Annotated in this window: 12 protein-coding genes; 7 read left to right on the top strand and 5 right to left on the bottom strand. The window is 70.4% G+C overall.

Annotated features, from left to right (window positions below; all coding sequences use genetic code 11):
- The first annotated feature begins 77 nt into the window (after positions 1–77).
- Positions 78–1,538: a dihydropyrimidinase gene (hydA, locus tag C882_RS13665; RefSeq protein WP_009541211.1), complete on the top strand. Its 1,461-nt coding sequence runs from the start codon at positions 78–80 to the stop codon at positions 1,536–1,538.
- Positions 1,539–1,645: 107 nt separating this feature from the next.
- Here the strand turns inward: hydA and C882_RS13670 are convergent, their stop codons facing one another.
- The 3 genes from C882_RS13670 to C882_RS13680 all read right to left on the bottom strand — a co-directional run bounded on the left by C882_RS13670 (position 1,646) and on the right by C882_RS13680 (position 5,925).
- On the bottom strand, positions 1,646–3,031 hold the full coding sequence (locus tag C882_RS13670) for an HlyD family type I secretion periplasmic adaptor subunit (RefSeq protein WP_009541212.1): 1,386 nt from the start codon (positions 3,029–3,031) through the stop codon (positions 1,646–1,648).
- A 4-nt stretch (positions 3,032–3,035) separates the two neighbouring features.
- A complete protein-coding gene (locus C882_RS13675) occupies positions 3,036–4,781 on the bottom strand; it encodes a type I secretion system permease/ATPase (RefSeq protein WP_009541213.1) in 1,746 nt (581 codons plus the stop codon).
- Between the two features lie 139 nt (positions 4,782–4,920).
- Positions 4,921–5,925, bottom strand: coding sequence for a DUF3426 domain-containing protein (locus tag C882_RS13680; RefSeq protein ID WP_043645540.1), 1,005 nt, complete (start codon positions 5,923–5,925; stop codon positions 4,921–4,923).
- A gap of 133 nt (positions 5,926–6,058) precedes the next feature.
- Between C882_RS13680 and ftsE the strand changes: the two genes are divergently transcribed.
- The 5 genes from ftsE (at position 6,059) to C882_RS13705 (ending at position 12,868) form a co-directional block, all read left to right on the top strand.
- Positions 6,059–6,865 carry a cell division ATP-binding protein FtsE gene (gene ftsE, locus C882_RS13685; RefSeq protein ID WP_322090749.1) on the top strand — a complete coding sequence of 269 codons (807 nt, stop codon included), beginning with the start codon at positions 6,059–6,061 and terminating at the stop codon, positions 6,863–6,865.
- A complete protein-coding gene (locus C882_RS13690) occupies positions 6,865–7,773 on the top strand; it encodes a cell division protein FtsX (protein ID WP_009541216.1) in 909 nt (302 codons plus the stop codon). The genes ftsE and C882_RS13690 overlap by 1 nt, the downstream gene beginning before the upstream one ends.
- Positions 7,774–7,789: 16 nt before the next feature.
- Complete coding sequence (locus C882_RS13695; protein ID WP_009541217.1) at positions 7,790–8,494, top strand: YdcF family protein; 705 nt, start codon at positions 7,790–7,792, stop codon at positions 8,492–8,494.
- Positions 8,495–8,516: 22 nt separating this feature from the next.
- On the top strand, positions 8,517–9,275 hold the full coding sequence (locus tag C882_RS13700) for a lysophospholipid acyltransferase family protein (RefSeq protein WP_009541218.1): 759 nt from the start codon (positions 8,517–8,519) through the stop codon (positions 9,273–9,275).
- A 230-nt stretch (positions 9,276–9,505) separates the two neighbouring features.
- Complete coding sequence (locus C882_RS13705; protein ID WP_009541220.1) at positions 9,506–12,868, top strand: ribonucleotide reductase N-terminal alpha domain-containing protein; 3,363 nt, start codon at positions 9,506–9,508, stop codon at positions 12,866–12,868.
- Here C882_RS13705 and C882_RS13710 read toward each other — a convergent pair.
- Positions 12,850–13,518: a TetR/AcrR family transcriptional regulator gene (locus tag C882_RS13710; RefSeq protein ID WP_052000160.1), complete on the bottom strand. Its 669-nt coding sequence runs from the start codon at positions 13,516–13,518 to the stop codon at positions 12,850–12,852. The genes C882_RS13705 and C882_RS13710 overlap by 19 nt on opposite strands.
- A gap of 288 nt (positions 13,519–13,806) precedes the next feature.
- On the opposite strand from C882_RS13710, the gene C882_RS13715 reads away from it, so the two are divergent.
- Positions 13,807–14,214 (top strand): hypothetical protein, encoded by a 408-nt coding sequence (locus C882_RS13715; protein WP_043645541.1) that lies wholly within the window; start codon positions 13,807–13,809, stop codon positions 14,212–14,214.
- Positions 14,215–14,284: 70 nt separating this feature from the next.
- On the opposite strand, the gene C882_RS13720 is transcribed toward C882_RS13715, so the two are convergent.
- Entirely contained in the window at positions 14,285–14,887 is a 603-nt protein-coding gene (locus C882_RS13720; RefSeq protein ID WP_052000161.1) for a gamma-glutamylcyclotransferase, read from the bottom strand.
- Positions 14,888–14,902: the final 15 nt, after the last annotated feature.

The raw sequence follows: 14,902 nt of genomic DNA on the forward strand, positions 1-14,902 counted from the left end.
GGAGCCCCAAGCGGTTCCCCCACCCTCCCCCAAAGCCACAACAAGACGGCCAAAACGAAACCTGGGAGACTTTACCGATGGCACTTCTCATCAAGGGCGGCACCGTCGTCACCGCCGAGACCACCACCCGCGCCGACGTGCTGTGCGAGGACGGCAAGATCGTCGCGGTGGGCGAGAATCTGGATGCGCCGGCGGGCGCGGAAATCGTGGATGCCGACGGCGCCTACGTCATGCCGGGCGGCATCGACCCGCACACCCACATGCAGCTGCCCTTCATGGGCACGGTCGCCAGCGAGGACTTCTACACCGGCACCGCGGCGGGCCTCGCGGGCGGCACCACCATGATCATCGACTTCGTGATCCCGGCCCCGCAGCAGCGCCTCATGGACGCCTGGAAGCAGTGGCGCGAGTGGTCGGAAAAAGCCTGCGCCGACTACGCCTTCCACGTCGCCATTACGTGGTGGGATGAAACGGTGCACGCCGACATGGAGACGCTGGTCAAGGAGCACGGCGTCAACAGCTTCAAGCACTTCATGGCGTACAAGAACGCCATCATGGCCGACGACGAAATCCTGGCCAACAGCTTCAGCCGATCGCTGGAACTGGGCGCCATTCCCACCGTCCACGCGGAAAACGGCGAGTTGGTCTTCCGTCTCCAGCAGAAGATGAAGGACCTGGGCATCATGGGGCCGGAGGCGCACCCCATGTCCCGCCCGCCGCAGGTGGAGGGCGAGGCCGCCCAGCGCGCCATCCGCATCGCCGAGGTGCTGGGCACGCCGCTCTACATCGTCCACAACTCCTGCAAAGAAGCGCTGGAGGCCATCACCCGCGCCCGCGCCGACGGCCAGCGCGTCTATGGCGAGGTTCTGGCCGGGCACCTGCTGATCGACGACAGCGTCTACCGCCACCCCGATTTCGACCATGCCGCCGCCCACGTCATGAGCCCGCCGTTCCGCAGCAAGGAACACCAGGAGGCGCTGTGGAAGGGGCTCCAGTCCGGCAACCTCCAGACCACGGCGACCGACCACTGCTGCTTCTGCTCCGAGCAGAAGGCCATGGGCAAGGATGATTTCTCCAAGATTCCCAACGGCACGGCGGGCATCGAGGACCGCATGGCCGCGCTCTGGACCCACGGTGTGGGCGCCGGGCGGCTGACCATGAACGAGTTCGTGGCCGTCACATCGACCAACACGGCGAAGATCTTCAACATCCACCCGCGCAAGGGCACCATCGCGCCGGGCGCCGATGCCGACATCGTGGTGTGGGACCCGGCGGCGACCAAGACCATCTCCGCCAAGACCCACCACCAGAACATCGACTTCAACATCTTCGAGGGCATGGAGGTCACCGGCCTTCCGGTGGTGACCGTCAGCCAAGGCAAGGTGGTGTGGAAGGACGGCCAGCTGAACGTCGAGCGCGGCGCCGGCCGCTACATCGAGCGCCCGGCCTTCCAGCCCGTGTTCGACGTGCTGAAGAAGACCGCCGACCGCACCCGCCCGACGGCGGTGGATCGGACGACGGCCACCGCCGCCGAATAACCAACGCAGCTCCCAGGCCGACCGCGTACACGGGTCAACGGCCTAGACTGGGGGAGGTCCCGACACCGGGGCTTCCCCCTTTTTTTGTGTCGACCGACGGTACGCCGTCAGCTTTCGCGGAAGCTGCGGCGGACGCTTTCGGCCAGCGGCTGGATCAGGTAGTCCAGCATGGTGCGGGTGCCCGTCAGGATCATCACATCGGCCGGCATCCCCGCCATCAGGCGGACGTCTTCACCGCCGGCGGTTTCAAGGGCCTCGGGATCAACCTCGACCCGCGCCAGGAAATAGGGCTCGCCGGAGGCCTCGTCCGTCAGCCGGTCGGCGGAAATCGACCGCAGCGTGCCGACGATCTGCGGCATGGACCGCTGGCGGTAGGCCGTCAGCACCACCCGCGCCGCCATGCCGGGGCGCACCGTGTCGATGTCCACCGGCTTGACGCGCGCCTCCACCACCAGCCGCGCCGCCTCGGGCACGATATCGAGGATGGGCTCTCCCGCGCCGAGGACGCCGCCGGCTTCGGTGGTGACGCGCACGTTCATCACGCGCCCGTCGATCGGCGCGCGGACCAGCCGGCGCGCAAGGACGTCGGCCCGCGACGGCGCCTGGCTGCGCAGCCGCGCGAGTTCCGCCCGCACGCGCGTCAACTCTTCGCTCACCCGTTCGTGATCCTGCTGGCGCAGCGTCAGGCGCTCCATCTCCGTCTCGCCGATCTTCTGCCCGTTGCGGGCGATGGAGGCGCGGTTCGCCGCCATCTCCGCCCGGATGTCCGCCTGCTGCCGCTTGAGCGCCAGAAGCCGCGGCAGCCGTTCCAAGCCGCTGCGGTAGAGCTGCTCCACATTGGCGATCTCCTCCGCGATGAGGGCGACCTGCTCCTCCTGCGCCGCGATCACCTGGCGCAGGCCGGTGATCTCCTCGTCCAACTGCGCGACCCGGCGCGACAGGATGCGCTCGCGCCCCTGCCGCGCGGCGCGGCGGCTGTCGAACAGCGCCTTCTCTCCGGCCCTGGCGGTCGTGGCTGTAGCAGCGTCGTCCTCGGCCGGCGGCGACGCCAGGGCGTCCGGCCAGGCGATGGCCGCCGCGTCCGCCTGCTCGGCCGTCAGCCGTGCCTCGGTCGCCGTCAGGTGGAGGATGCGCTCGCGCAGTTCGCGGTATTCGGCCAGCGCGCGGGTATCCTCCAGGGTCACCAGCGGTTCTCCGGCCTGCACGGCCTGGCCCTCGCGCACATGGATGGCGCGCAGGATGCCGCCTTCCAGGTGCTGGACCGTCTTGCGGTGGCCGTCGGGGCTGACGACGCCCGGCGCCACCGCCGCACCGGCCAGCGGCGCCACCGCCGCCCAGGTCCCCAGGCCGCCGAAGAAGACGATGGCGACACCGTACCCCAGACGCCGCGATCCCCGCGTCAGGCGCGACAGCGAGGCCGCGGGCCGTTCGCCCGCGGCCCTGGCTTCGTCGTCCGGGGGGCGCCCCATGAGGACCTTCAAGCGGTCGATCATGGCCCTACTCCGCCGCCTTGGGGTGAACCGGAGAGGCGGCGGCCGCCACCGGTGCCGGCCGAGCCCCGGCACGGCGGCCGAGTGCCGCCTTGAGCACCTCGTCGCGCGGACCGAAGGCGGCCACCAGCCCCTCGCGCAGCACCAGCACGACGTCGGCGGAGCGCAGCATGGCCGGGTGGTGCGCCACCAGCACGATGGTGCGGCCTGTCTCCTTCAGGTGCTCCAGGGTGCGCAGCAGGGCGCGGTCTCCGTCCGCGTCGAGGTTGCTGTTGGGCTCGTCGAGCACGATCAGCGCCGGGTCGCCGAACAGGGCGCGCGCCAGCCCGATACGCTGGCGCTGCCCGCCCGACAACCGGGCGCCGTGGACCCCGACGTCGGTGGCATAGCCGTCCGGCAGGCGCAGGATCATCTCGTGCACGTCGGCCAGTTGCGCGGCGGCGATGATCTCGGCGTCGTCGGCGTCGCACATGCGGGCGATGTTGTCGGCCACTGTGCCGGGAAACAGCTCCACCTGCTGCGGCAGGTATCCGAGATGCCGGCCCAGATCGTCGGAGTCCCAGCGGCCGACATCGGCGCCGTCCAGGCGGATATGCCCGTGGGTGGGGCGCCATGCCCCGACGATCAGCCGGCACAGCGTCGATTTGCCAGACCCCGAGGGCCCGACGACGCCGCAGGTCTGGCCGGGCGTCAGCGCGAAGTCGATCTTGCGCAGGATGGGTTCGGCCGATCCGGGCGGGGTGAAGCGCACGGCCTCGGCCGTCAGGCGCCCTTCCGGGCGGGGCAGCGAGACCGCGGCGGCGGCGTCCCGGTCCGTTCCCTCGAACAGTGCGGCCAGGTTGCGGCGCGCGGCGCGGTACGAGACATAGCCCCGCCAGGCGGAAATGGACCGCTCCACCGGCGACAGCGCGCGGCTGAGGATGATGGAGGACGCGATCATGGCGCCGGCGGTGACGGCCCCCTGGAGAACCAGCCAGGCGCCGGTCCCCAGGATGGCGACCTGGAGGGCAAGACGCACCGACCGCGAGATGTTGAACAGGCCTGCGGTGGTGTCGGAAACGGCGAGGCTCTGGCCGTGGGCCTCCTGGTGGGCGCGGCGCCAGCGATCCAGCAGCGGCCGCGTCATGCCCAGCGCCGCGACGGTTTCGGCGCTGTCCACATAGCGGCCCGCCGCGGCCGCCGCCTGGCGCACGCGAGTGGCAGCGCTCTGCTGCGGGCCGCGCGTCAGCCGGTCGTTGAAAACGGCGCAGAGGAACAGCACCACCGCCCCGCCCAGCGCGATGCCGCCCAGCACGGGATGGATCAGCCAGATGATGGCGATGAACACCGGCGTCCACGGCGCATCCAGGAAGGCCAGCACCGACTCGCCGCCGACGAAGCCGCGCACGTCCGCCACGTCCGACAGGCCGGCGTCAGGCGCGGTGGTGGAGGCCGGGCCGCGCGTCAACCGCCGCTCGATGGCGCGGCGGATCACCGGGGCGCTGAGTTCGGTATCCAGCCAGGCGCCGATCCGCGCGAGCAGCCGCCGGCGCGCCTGCTCCAGCAGGCCGTAGACCGCGATGGCCGCCAGGGTGATGACCGTCAGCCACACCAGCGTGTCCAGCGACCCGCTGGACAGCACCCGGTCGAACACCTGAAGCATGTAGATGGAGCTGGCCAGCAGCAACAGGTTTGCCAGGAAGCTGAACAGAAACAGCGCAGGCATCTGCCGGCGCACGTCGGCGCTGACACGATCGAACAACGTGGATGTCATGATGCTCCCCCTGACGGCGGCCAGACCGTTCGGGAGCATCTTGATGGGACGGAGAGCCCACCGTCACGGGCGCAGGGGTGGTGCCCCGCTACCTAAATCTATACAGGGAGGATCATGACGCGGCCGACGTCGGCGGGAGTCAGCCCTGGGCGTTGGCCGAGGCCGGCTCCTGCGCCTTGGGCGCCGCACCGCTTTCCGGCGCGTCGGTCCAGTCCACCTCGAATCGGCGGGCGGTGGCCGGCGGGTTTTCCAGCGTCAGGCGGAAACCGGCCGTCGATTCGGAGGCCACCGTTTCCTGCGGCGGGCGCGAAACCATGGACTGCACCGGATTGTCCTCGGCATCGTAGAGGGTCAGGCGCAGGTGCGGCACCGGCCGCTCGCCGCCCGCCACGTTGGCGATGAAGCCGCGCACGATCAGCGTGTCGACGCCGTCTTCCACCACGCGCTCGCCGGCGACGTTCTGGAAGCGCAGGCCCATGCCAAGCGTCTGCACCGGTGCGCCCAGCGCGGCGTAGAGCGGCGCCGTCTGCGGCACCCAGGCCACCACCTGCTGCCGCCCGTACCAGGCGCCGGCCCCCAGGCCGCCGACCACGACCAGCAGCAGGACCAGCACCACGGGCCAGCGCCGCTTGGGCTTATCGTCTTCATCGTCGGGCGAGCCGAACATGGAGGGGATGGGATCGGGCTCGTCGGCGTCGAGCAGGCGTCCCAGGTCCTGGCGCTCCGCCTCGTCGTCCAGGTCGTCGTCGCCGCCCAGGTCGTTGTTGTCGAGCATGGCGGCGATGGCGCTGAGGTCCGTGGTGTCGTCATCCGCCTCCGGCCGCCGACCGCCGGGCCCCGACTCCATGGGGATGTCGCCGCCGTCCGGCTCCGTCGCCGGGCGCGGGGCCGGGGTGCCGGGGTCCATCTCCAGCGGCACGTCGGCGCCGCCGCCGGCGGTGGCCGGCTCGGGCGCCGCACCAGCGGGAACATCGCCCGCCGCCGCCTCTTCCATGGGAGCGGACGCGGCCTCGGCCTCGTTGTCCTCCGGCATCTGGTGCCACTTGTGCCCGCACTTGGCACACTTCATCTTGCGACCGGATGCACCGATGGCACCGTCGGGAAGCGTGAAGCGGGTCTCGCAGTTCGGGCAGCTGACGATCATTCGTTCTGCTTGTCTCGCAAAAAAGCTCTGATACTTATAGGACTTGCGCTTTATCAACACAAGCTTCACCGGTCCGGCTGGACGGATCGGCGCCGGCCATGTAAACCTGCGGCCCGGTGAAGGTGAGGAAACCGTGCGGACTTCCCCGAATACCCAGGACGCCGTCGTGCGCTTCGAGAACGTCGGTCTGCGTTACGGCAACGGCCCCGAAGTGCTGCAGGACGTGACCTTCGCCCTGGGCCCGGGCTCGTTCCATTTCCTGACCGGTGCCTCGGGCACGGGCAAGACGTCGCTTTTGTCGCTGCTCTATCTGGCGCGGCGGCCGTCGCGCGGGCTGATCGGCATTTTCGGCCGCGACATCACCGCCATGAAACGCGACGACCTGCCGCCCATCCGCCGCCGCCTGGGCGTGGTCTTCCAGGATTTCCGCCTGCTCGACCACCTGAGCGCGCTCGACAACGTGGCCCTGCCGCTGCGTGTGGCGGGCGTGTCCGAATCCGACATCCAGAAGCACGTGCCGGAGCTGCTGACCTGGGTGGGCCTGGCCGACCACATCAACGCCAAGCCGCCGACGCTGTCGGGCGGGCAGAAGCAGCGCGTCGCCATCGCGCGGGCCGTCATCAACCGGCCCGACGTGCTGGTCGCCGACGAACCCACCGGCAACGTCGACGACCGCATCGCCTTTCGCTTGCTGCACCTGTTCGCCGAGCTGAACCGCCTGGGCACCACCGTCGTCATCGCCACCCACAACGAAACCCTGGTGCGCCGTTTCCGCTTCCCGCGCCTGAACCTGGCCGGCGGCGGCCGGCTGGAGGTGCTGCCGCCACTGGCCGACGTGGAGGAAGGCGCCGCCGAGGGCGGCAGCCCCGCCGCGCCCGGCGCCATGGCCGGCGTCGGACCTGTTCCCCCGGCTTCGCTGGCGGCGCGGAGCGACGGCTGATGATCCCCTTCTTCGCTCCGCGCGCCAACCTGCCGATCAGCGCCGACTCGACCGGCCGCTACCTGCCGTGGCTGGTGGCCATGATGGTGTTCCTGGCCGTGCTGGCGCTGGCCGGCGCGCTGGCCGTCGGCGGCGTGCTGGACGAGTGGCGCCGCGACGTGGCCGGCACGGTGACCGTGCAGATCGTGCCGGCGACCGGCGTCGATCCCGCCAGCGCGCGGGCCGAAACGGACCGGCGGGTGGCCCAGGCCTTGGCCGTTCTGCGCGACCGTCCCTTCGTCGCCAGCGCCGAGCCGCTGGAAGAGCCGCGCCTGGTCGCCCTGCTGGAACCCTGGCTCGGGGCGTCGGACCTTGTGCGCGACCTGCCGCTGCCGCGCCTGATCGACGTGCGCATCGCCGCCGACGCCCGGCCCGACCTCAAGGCCCTGGGGGAAACCCTGCGCGAGGCGGTGCCCGGCGTCTCGCTGGACGACCATCAGGTCTGGCTGGCCGGCATCATCGACCTGGCGGAGGGGCTGTCGCTGCTGGGCGTGCTGGTGGTGGGGCTGGTCGCCGCCGCCACTGCCGCCACCGTCGTCCATGCCACGCGGCTGGGGCTGGAGGTGCACCGCGAACAGATCGAGGTGCTGCACCTGATCGGCGCGCACGACCGCTACATCGCCCAGCAGTTCGCCGCCCGCATGGTGGGCTGGACGCTGGAGGGCGGGCTGATCGGCCTGCTGGTCGCCATGCCGACACTCATGCTGGTCAGTTGGCTGGCGGCCGACATGGAGCAGGGCCTGCTGCCGCCGTTCTCGCTGTCGTTCTGGGACTGGATGGCGCTCGCCCTGGTGCCGGCCGGTGCCGCCCTGCTGGCGCTGGTGACCGCGCGCATGACCGTGCGCCGGGCCCTGCGCCGCATGGTTTAGGCGAAGGACCGCCGCCATGGCCGACGACTCCCGCTCCCGCTCCGCCTCCGGCCACGGCAGCCGCGGCGCCCGTCCGCTGTGGCGCCGCATGCTGCGCTGGCTGTGGAGCGGCGCCGGCATCGCCCTCGTGCTGGCGCTGGCCTGGGCGGCGGGACTGGTGTGGTATGCCGCCGACATTCCCGACGAGGTCGCCGATCCAGACACCCGCACCGACGCCATCGTCGTGCTGACCGGCGGGTCGGAGCGGCTGCAGACCGGCCTGTCCCTGCTGCTGGCCGACCGCGCCGACATGCTGTTCATCTCGGGCGTGCATCCCTCGCTGGACCTGTCGGCGGTGCTCAAGGGCACGCCCGACCTGCCCGACGACCTGCCCGACTCCCTGCGCCGCCGCATCCGGCTGGGGACGGTGGCCGGCGACACCATCGGCAACGCCGTGGAAACGGCCGTGTTCGTGCGCGACCGGGGGCTGCGGTCGCTGCGGCTGGTCACCGCGGGCTACCACATGCGCCGCAGCCTGCTGGAGTTCGAGCGCGCCATGCCGCAGGTGGCCATCGTGCCGCACCCGGTCTTCCCCGAGCGCGTGCGCCAGAACGACTGGTGGCGCTGGCCGGGCACGACCCTGTTGATCGCCACCGAATACACCAAGTATCTCCTGGCGAGCCTGCGCCACTTTCTGACCGGCGCCGGCCCCGCCGCCGCCCTTCCGCCCATCTCTTCCTGAGCATTCTGGGATTTCCGCCGCCGTGACCTTCCTGCGCTCGCTTCTGTTCAATGTCGCCTGGCTGTCGTGGACGGTCGTCTGCTGCCTGATGTTCATTCCCCTGCTGGTGCTGCCCAAGGGCGCCATGAAGGCGGCGGCACGGCTGTGGACACGCGGCATCCTCACACTCGCCCGGTGGATGGTCGGCCTGCGCTACGAGATCCGGGGGCTGGAGAACCTGCCGGCGGACGGGCGCTGCATCGTCGCCGCCAAGCACCAGTCGGCGTGGGACACCTTCTTCTTTCATGGGGTGCTGGCCGACCCTGTCTACATCCTGAAGAAGGAGCTTCTGCACATTCCCTTCGTCGGCTGGTACATGGCCCGCACACAGCAGATCGGCATCGACCGGTCGACCGGCGCCAAGGCGCTGAAGTTCATGGTCAAGGCTGCCAACCAGGCCGCCGAGGAACAGCGCCAGCTCGTCATCTTCCCGGAAGGCACGCGCACGCCACCGGGCGATTCGCGCCCCTACAAGCCCGGCATCACCGCGCTCTACGGCCGGCTCGACCTGCCTGTCGTGCCGGTGGCCCTGAACTCGGGCCTGTTCTGGGCGCGGCAGTCGTTCATCAAGTACCCCGGCACCATCGTGGTCGAGTTCCTGGAGCCGATCCCGCCGGGGCAGGACAAGCGCGTCTTCATGAAAACCCTGCACGAGCGCATCGAAGACGCCTGCGCCCGTCTCAACCGCGAGGCCGGCTTCACCGCCACCGGCGCCGATGCCTCTGGCATGCCGGCGGAGTAGAGCCGTCTTGTCCACGCCGCATGCGCCCGCGCCTGTGGATAACCTGGTGGACAGTTTTTGATCCACAGGGTGTGGATGACTGTGGAAAACCGCCGAATCCCTGGTTTCACCGGGAGTCGCTACGTTGCGGCACCTGTGGATGACGTGCGGCCGTGGCGCTTGACGCACGGGTTGCGCGCGCCCATCGTTGTCTTCGGGAAAGCATTGAAATTCCTCGGAGTCGGCCGCGCATGCACGAGCCCACCGGCATCGCCCAGCAGATCTGGGACATGAAGTACCGGCTGAAGCAGGCCGACGGCACCGCCATCGACCGCACGGTGGAAGACACCTGGGCCCGCGTCGCCCGCGCCCTGGCCGCGCCGGAAGCAGAGCCGGCGGCATGGGAGCCGCGGTTCCTGGAAGCCCTGCGCGACTTCGTGGTGCTGCCCGCCGGACGCATCCTGGCGGGCGCCGGCACGCGGCGGCGGGTGACGCTGTTCAACTGCTTCGTCATGGGACGGATCGAGGACGACATGGCCTCGATCTTCGAACACCTGAAGGAGGCCGCCCTGACCATGCAGCAGGGCGGCGGCATCGGGTACGACTTTTCCACCCTGCGCCCGCGGGGGGCGCCGGTGCAGGGCGTGCAGTCCGACGCCTCCGGCCCGATCAGCTTCATGGACGTGTGGGACGCCATGTGCCGCACCATCATGTCCGCCGGCAGCCGGCGCGGCGCCATGATGGGCGTCCTGCGCTGCGACCACCCCGACATCGAGGAATTCATCGACGCCAAGCGCGATCCCGGCCGCCTGCGCATGTTCAACGTCTCGGTTCTGGTGACCGACGCCTTCATGGATGCGGTGCGCGAGGACGCCGACTGGCCGCTGGTCTTCGGCGGCGTCACCTACCGCACCATCCGCGCCCGTGCCCTGTGGGACCGCATCATGCGCGCCACCTACGACGTGGCGGAACCGGGCGTCATCTTCATCGACCGCATCAACGAACGCAACACCCTGCGCTACTGCGAGGAGATCAGCAGCACCAACCCGTGCGTCACCGCCGACACCTGGATTCATACCGCCGAGGGGCCGCGCCAGGTGGCCGAGCTGATCAAGCGGCCGTTCACCGCGCTGGTGGACGGCGTGCCGCACGCCTCGACGCCGCAGGGCTTCTTCGCGACCGGGACGCGGCCGGTCCTGCGGCTGGAAACCCGCGAGGGTCCGACGCTGACCCTGACGCCCAACCACCGGGTGCGCCTGGCGGACGGCACATGGCGCCCGGCCGGCGACCTGCGGCCCGGCGACCGGGTCCTGCTGCACGACCACGCCGCCGCCCCCGCCTGGACCGGCCCCGGCCAGGAACCCGAGGGCTACCTCATGGGCCTGCTGATTGGCGGCGGCCGGCTGGAGGCGGACACGGCCGTTCTTTGCCTGCCCGCCGACGGCACGGCGGCCGACGTGGCGGAGGCGGCGGCGCGGGCGGCACGCGGCCTGCCCGGCGCCACCGGAGCGACCGACGGCGTCGAGCACCTGGAGGACGAGGACGGCCGGCGCATGCTGGTCCACGACGGCGTCCGTGCCCTCGCCCGCTCGCTGGGGCTGGGGCCCGAGGCCGACGCGCCCATCATCACACCGGCCATGGAGTCGGCCTCCACCGCTTTTCAGGTGGGCCTGCTGCGGGGTCTGGCCGACGGGGCCGGAACCCTCGACGACGCCGGTCCCGACGCCGCCCGCCTGCGCATCGCCCACGCCAGCCCGGGCGTGCTGGCGGCGGCGCAGCGCCTGTGCCTGCGCCTCGGGCTGCCGGCGATGCGGGGCGACACCGAAGGCAGCGACCCGGCGTCCGTCCTGACGCTGGCGGGGCCGGGCCTGCGCCGCTTCGCGTGGCTGGTGGGAAGCCACGACGCCACCCGCACCGGCCGGCTGGAGGCCCTGACGGCCGCCGGGAGCCGGCCACCGCCGGCGCCCCGCCCCACCGCGACGGTGGCGGGCCTGACCGAAGACGGCAGCCGCGCCGTCTTCGACTGCAGCATTCCCGGTGCCAACGCCTTCGACGCCAACGGCCTGTACGTCCACAACTGCGGCGAACAGCCGCTGCCGCCCTACGGCACCTGCCTGCTGGGGTCGGTGAACCTGGCGAAGATGGTGGACCGGCCGTTCGAAGAGGGGGCGGCGCTCGACCTGGACCTTCTGGAGGCGCGCGTCGCGGTGGCGGTACGCATGCTCGACAACGTCATCGACGTCTCGGGCTATCCGCTCGACGCCCAGCGGCAGGAGGCGCTGGCCAAGCGGCGGATCGGGCTGGGCGTGACGGGACTGGCCGACGCCCTGGTGATGTGCGGCGCCCGATACGGCAGTGCCGACGCGGTGCGGCTGACGGAGGCATGGCTCGCGCGGCTGCAGCGGGCGGCGTACCTGACCTCTGCCGCCCTGGCCGCCGAGAAGGGGCCGTTTCCGCTCTACGACCGCGACGCCTACATGGCCTCGCCCACCATCCAGGCGCTGGACGGCGACGTGCGCGAGGCCATCGCCGCCACGGGGATGCGCAACGGGCTGGTGACCTCCATCGCGCCGACGGGCACCATCTCGCTCTATGCCGACAACGTGTCATCGGGGCTGGAGCCCGTGTTTTCCTACACCTATACCCGCCGCGTGCTCATGCCCGACGGCAGCCGGCGCGAGGAGACGGTGGCCGACTTCGCCTATGCCCTGTTCCGCGAGCGTTTCGGCCGCGACGCGCCCCTGCCGCCAGCCTTCGTGTCGGCCATGGAACTCAGTCCGCGGGACCATCTGGTCATGCAGGCGGCCGTGCAGAAATACATCGACAGCGGCATCTCCAAGACCATCAACGTGCCCGAGGACATCGACTTCGAGGCCTTCCAGGACGTCTACCGCCAGGCCTACGACCTGGGCTGCAAGGGATGCACCACCTATCGGCCCAACGCGGTCACGGGGGCGGTGCTGGAACTGGCGCGCGAGGAAGGCAACGCCGCCGCCGGCCTGCCCACCGACACCCTGCCGCCCGAACCCGGCGCGCCCGAGCCACCCCACCCCGGCCCGCGCGTGCCCGAGACCATTACCGCCCCGCCGGACCGGCCGGAAACCCTGCCCGGCTATACCTATAAGCTGCGCTGGCCCGAGAGCGACCACGCCACCTACATCACCATCAACGACGTGGTGGAACACGGCCGCCGCCGGCCGTTCGAGGTCTTCATCAACTCCAAGAACATGGAGCACTACGCCTGGACGGTGGCGCTGACGCGCATGATCTCGGCGGTGTTCCGGCGCGGCGGCGACATAGGGTTCGTGGTCGAGGAACTGAAAGCCGTGTTCGACCCGCGCGGCGGGCAGTGGATGAACGGCCGCTATGTCCCCTCCATCCTGGCCGCCATCGGCGGGGTGATCGAGCAGCACATGATCCGCATCGGCTTCCTGAAAGAGGACGACCTGCCGCGCCTCGGGCGCTCCAACGGCAACGGCGCCGGTCCGGGCGGGGCCGACGAACCCGGCGGCCCGGCGCGCCTGCGCACCTGCCCCAAGTGCGGCCAGCCGGCGCTGGTGCGCCAGGAAGGCTGCGACACCTGCACCGCCTGCGGCTACTCGCGCTGTTCCTGACCGCCGCCCGCCGGCGCGGACGCGGCATAGGCGCTGAGCATGACGCGCACCGCTTCGTCCACCACCACGTCGCGGCAGCGCGCCGTGTTGGGCAGGCCGAAAACGGCGCGATAGAAGGCCACGCGCAGCATGCCCAGGAACATCTCCGCCGCCAGCCCCGGATCGGGCACCGCCAGCGCGCCGCGCGCATCCAGCGCCCGCAGGTATTCCTCCATGATGCCCGCCACCCGCGCCGGGCCGCTTTCATAGAAGGTCTGCGCCAATTCCGGGAAGTTGTGACCCTCGGCGGCGATGGCGCGGTGCATGGCCAGCGCCTCCGCCCCGGTCACCATGTCCAGGTACATCTGGCCGACCGCCCGGATGCCCTTTTCAGCCGGAAGGGACATGACTTCGCATGTGTGACCGGTAAAGGCATCGGCCTGCGCCTGCACGGCGGCGGCGAACAGGTCGTCCTTGCTCTTGAAATGGCCATAGACGGTGGGCTTGGAGACGCCGGCACGCTCCACCACCATGTCGATGCTGGTGGCGGCATAGCCATGGTCGGCGAACAGGGCGCGGGCGGCTTCAAGGATGCAGCGGCGCTTGCGCTCGCTGCGGGTTTCGGACTTCGCCGGCGCGGGCGCGGCGGTGGAGCGGGAGGAGTCGGGCATGGAACCTCTGGCGCGGTGGTCGAGTGTTGGCGCATCAACGTCCACCATACTAAACCGTTCAGTTTCTATTTGCCAGCACCAGGGCCAGCACCAGGAAAGCGTCGCAGCGCCGCCTGCCCGGCACTGGCGCGCGCTTGGTGAACTTTTCTCCTAATCGTCGCGAAAACCTTCCGAACCTCTCCCGCGGGGCAGTCGTTGGGTGGGCATAGAGACCTTGCGGCGGCGGCGCCGCACCCTTGAAACCGGGCGCCGCTTCCGTGACCTGAAGAAAAAAGGAGGAGATCACCGATGGGTATGCATCGCAATCTCATGCTCGCCGCCGCCATGACCGCCGTCGCGGGCTTTGCTGCCACGCCGTCGCTGGCCGCCGAAGGCTTCGAAACCGAAATTCTGCGCAGCGACACCTGGAAGCCCGGGTACACCAAGACCGACCAGGGCGACTACCGCATGATCGTCCCGGAAACGCAGGAGGAAGCCGAAGGCTACCCCATGCAGATCGTCCGCAGCGAGACGTGGAAGCCGGGTTACGTCAAGTCCGACCAGGGCGACTACGTGCTGCTGGCCCCGGCCGAAGAGCCCAAGGGCGAAACCATCTCCATCATCCGCAGCGACACGTGGGAGCCGGGCTTCATGAAGTCGTCCAACGGCGACTACATCAAGATCGTGCCGGGCCCGGAAGAGGCCTACAAGGAGTAAGCCTCCGCACGGTCTGACCGATGGAAGGGGCGGCTCCGCCAGGAGCCGCCCTTTTCGTGCGTGCACAGCGTCAGTCGCCCAGGGCGCCCTGCACCACCTCCTCGTGGTCGACGACGCGCAGAAGGGCGGCAAGCTGGCCGTCGTGGATGCCCAGGTCCTCGAGCTGCGCCAGGGTTTCGGCGATATAATCGCGCGACCGGCCCTTCTTCCCCACGCCCTGGCGGATGACGGCGACTTTCTCCGCCGTCGTATAGCGGCCGGCGTACTGGCGGTGGCCGGGATCGGCGACAAAACTGTAGGCCGCCACGCGGCGGCCGTCGTCCAGGGTGCAGGTCAGGTTGCGGCGCTTGTAGACGCCGGTGACCAGTTCTCGGTTGTCCAGGTACGAAACCACCTCCGCCCGGTTCGCGCCATCCACAAGATAGGCCCTTCCCCGGCAGGCGCCGCCCCGGTCCAGGCCCAGCACCAGACCCGGAACCTCGGGCGTGCCGCGATAGCGGATGGACAGGATGCAGGCGGCGCGATGGTAGCCGCGCACGACGCCCGGGATCATTTCCTTGTACGGAAAGTCCGGCCGCCACATGAGTGAACCGTAGGCGAACACCCAGAAATCCCCCTCAGGCGCGCCTCCGGGATGGAAGCCGGGGTCCGGCGGCGGGACAAGGGTCGTCATGGGCCTCGGGTCCTT

Origin of the sequence: Caenispirillum salinarum AK4, assembly GCF_000315795.1 — a bacterium.
Taxonomy (GTDB): Bacteria; Pseudomonadota; Alphaproteobacteria; order Rhodospirillales; family Rhodospirillaceae; genus Caenispirillum; species Caenispirillum salinarum.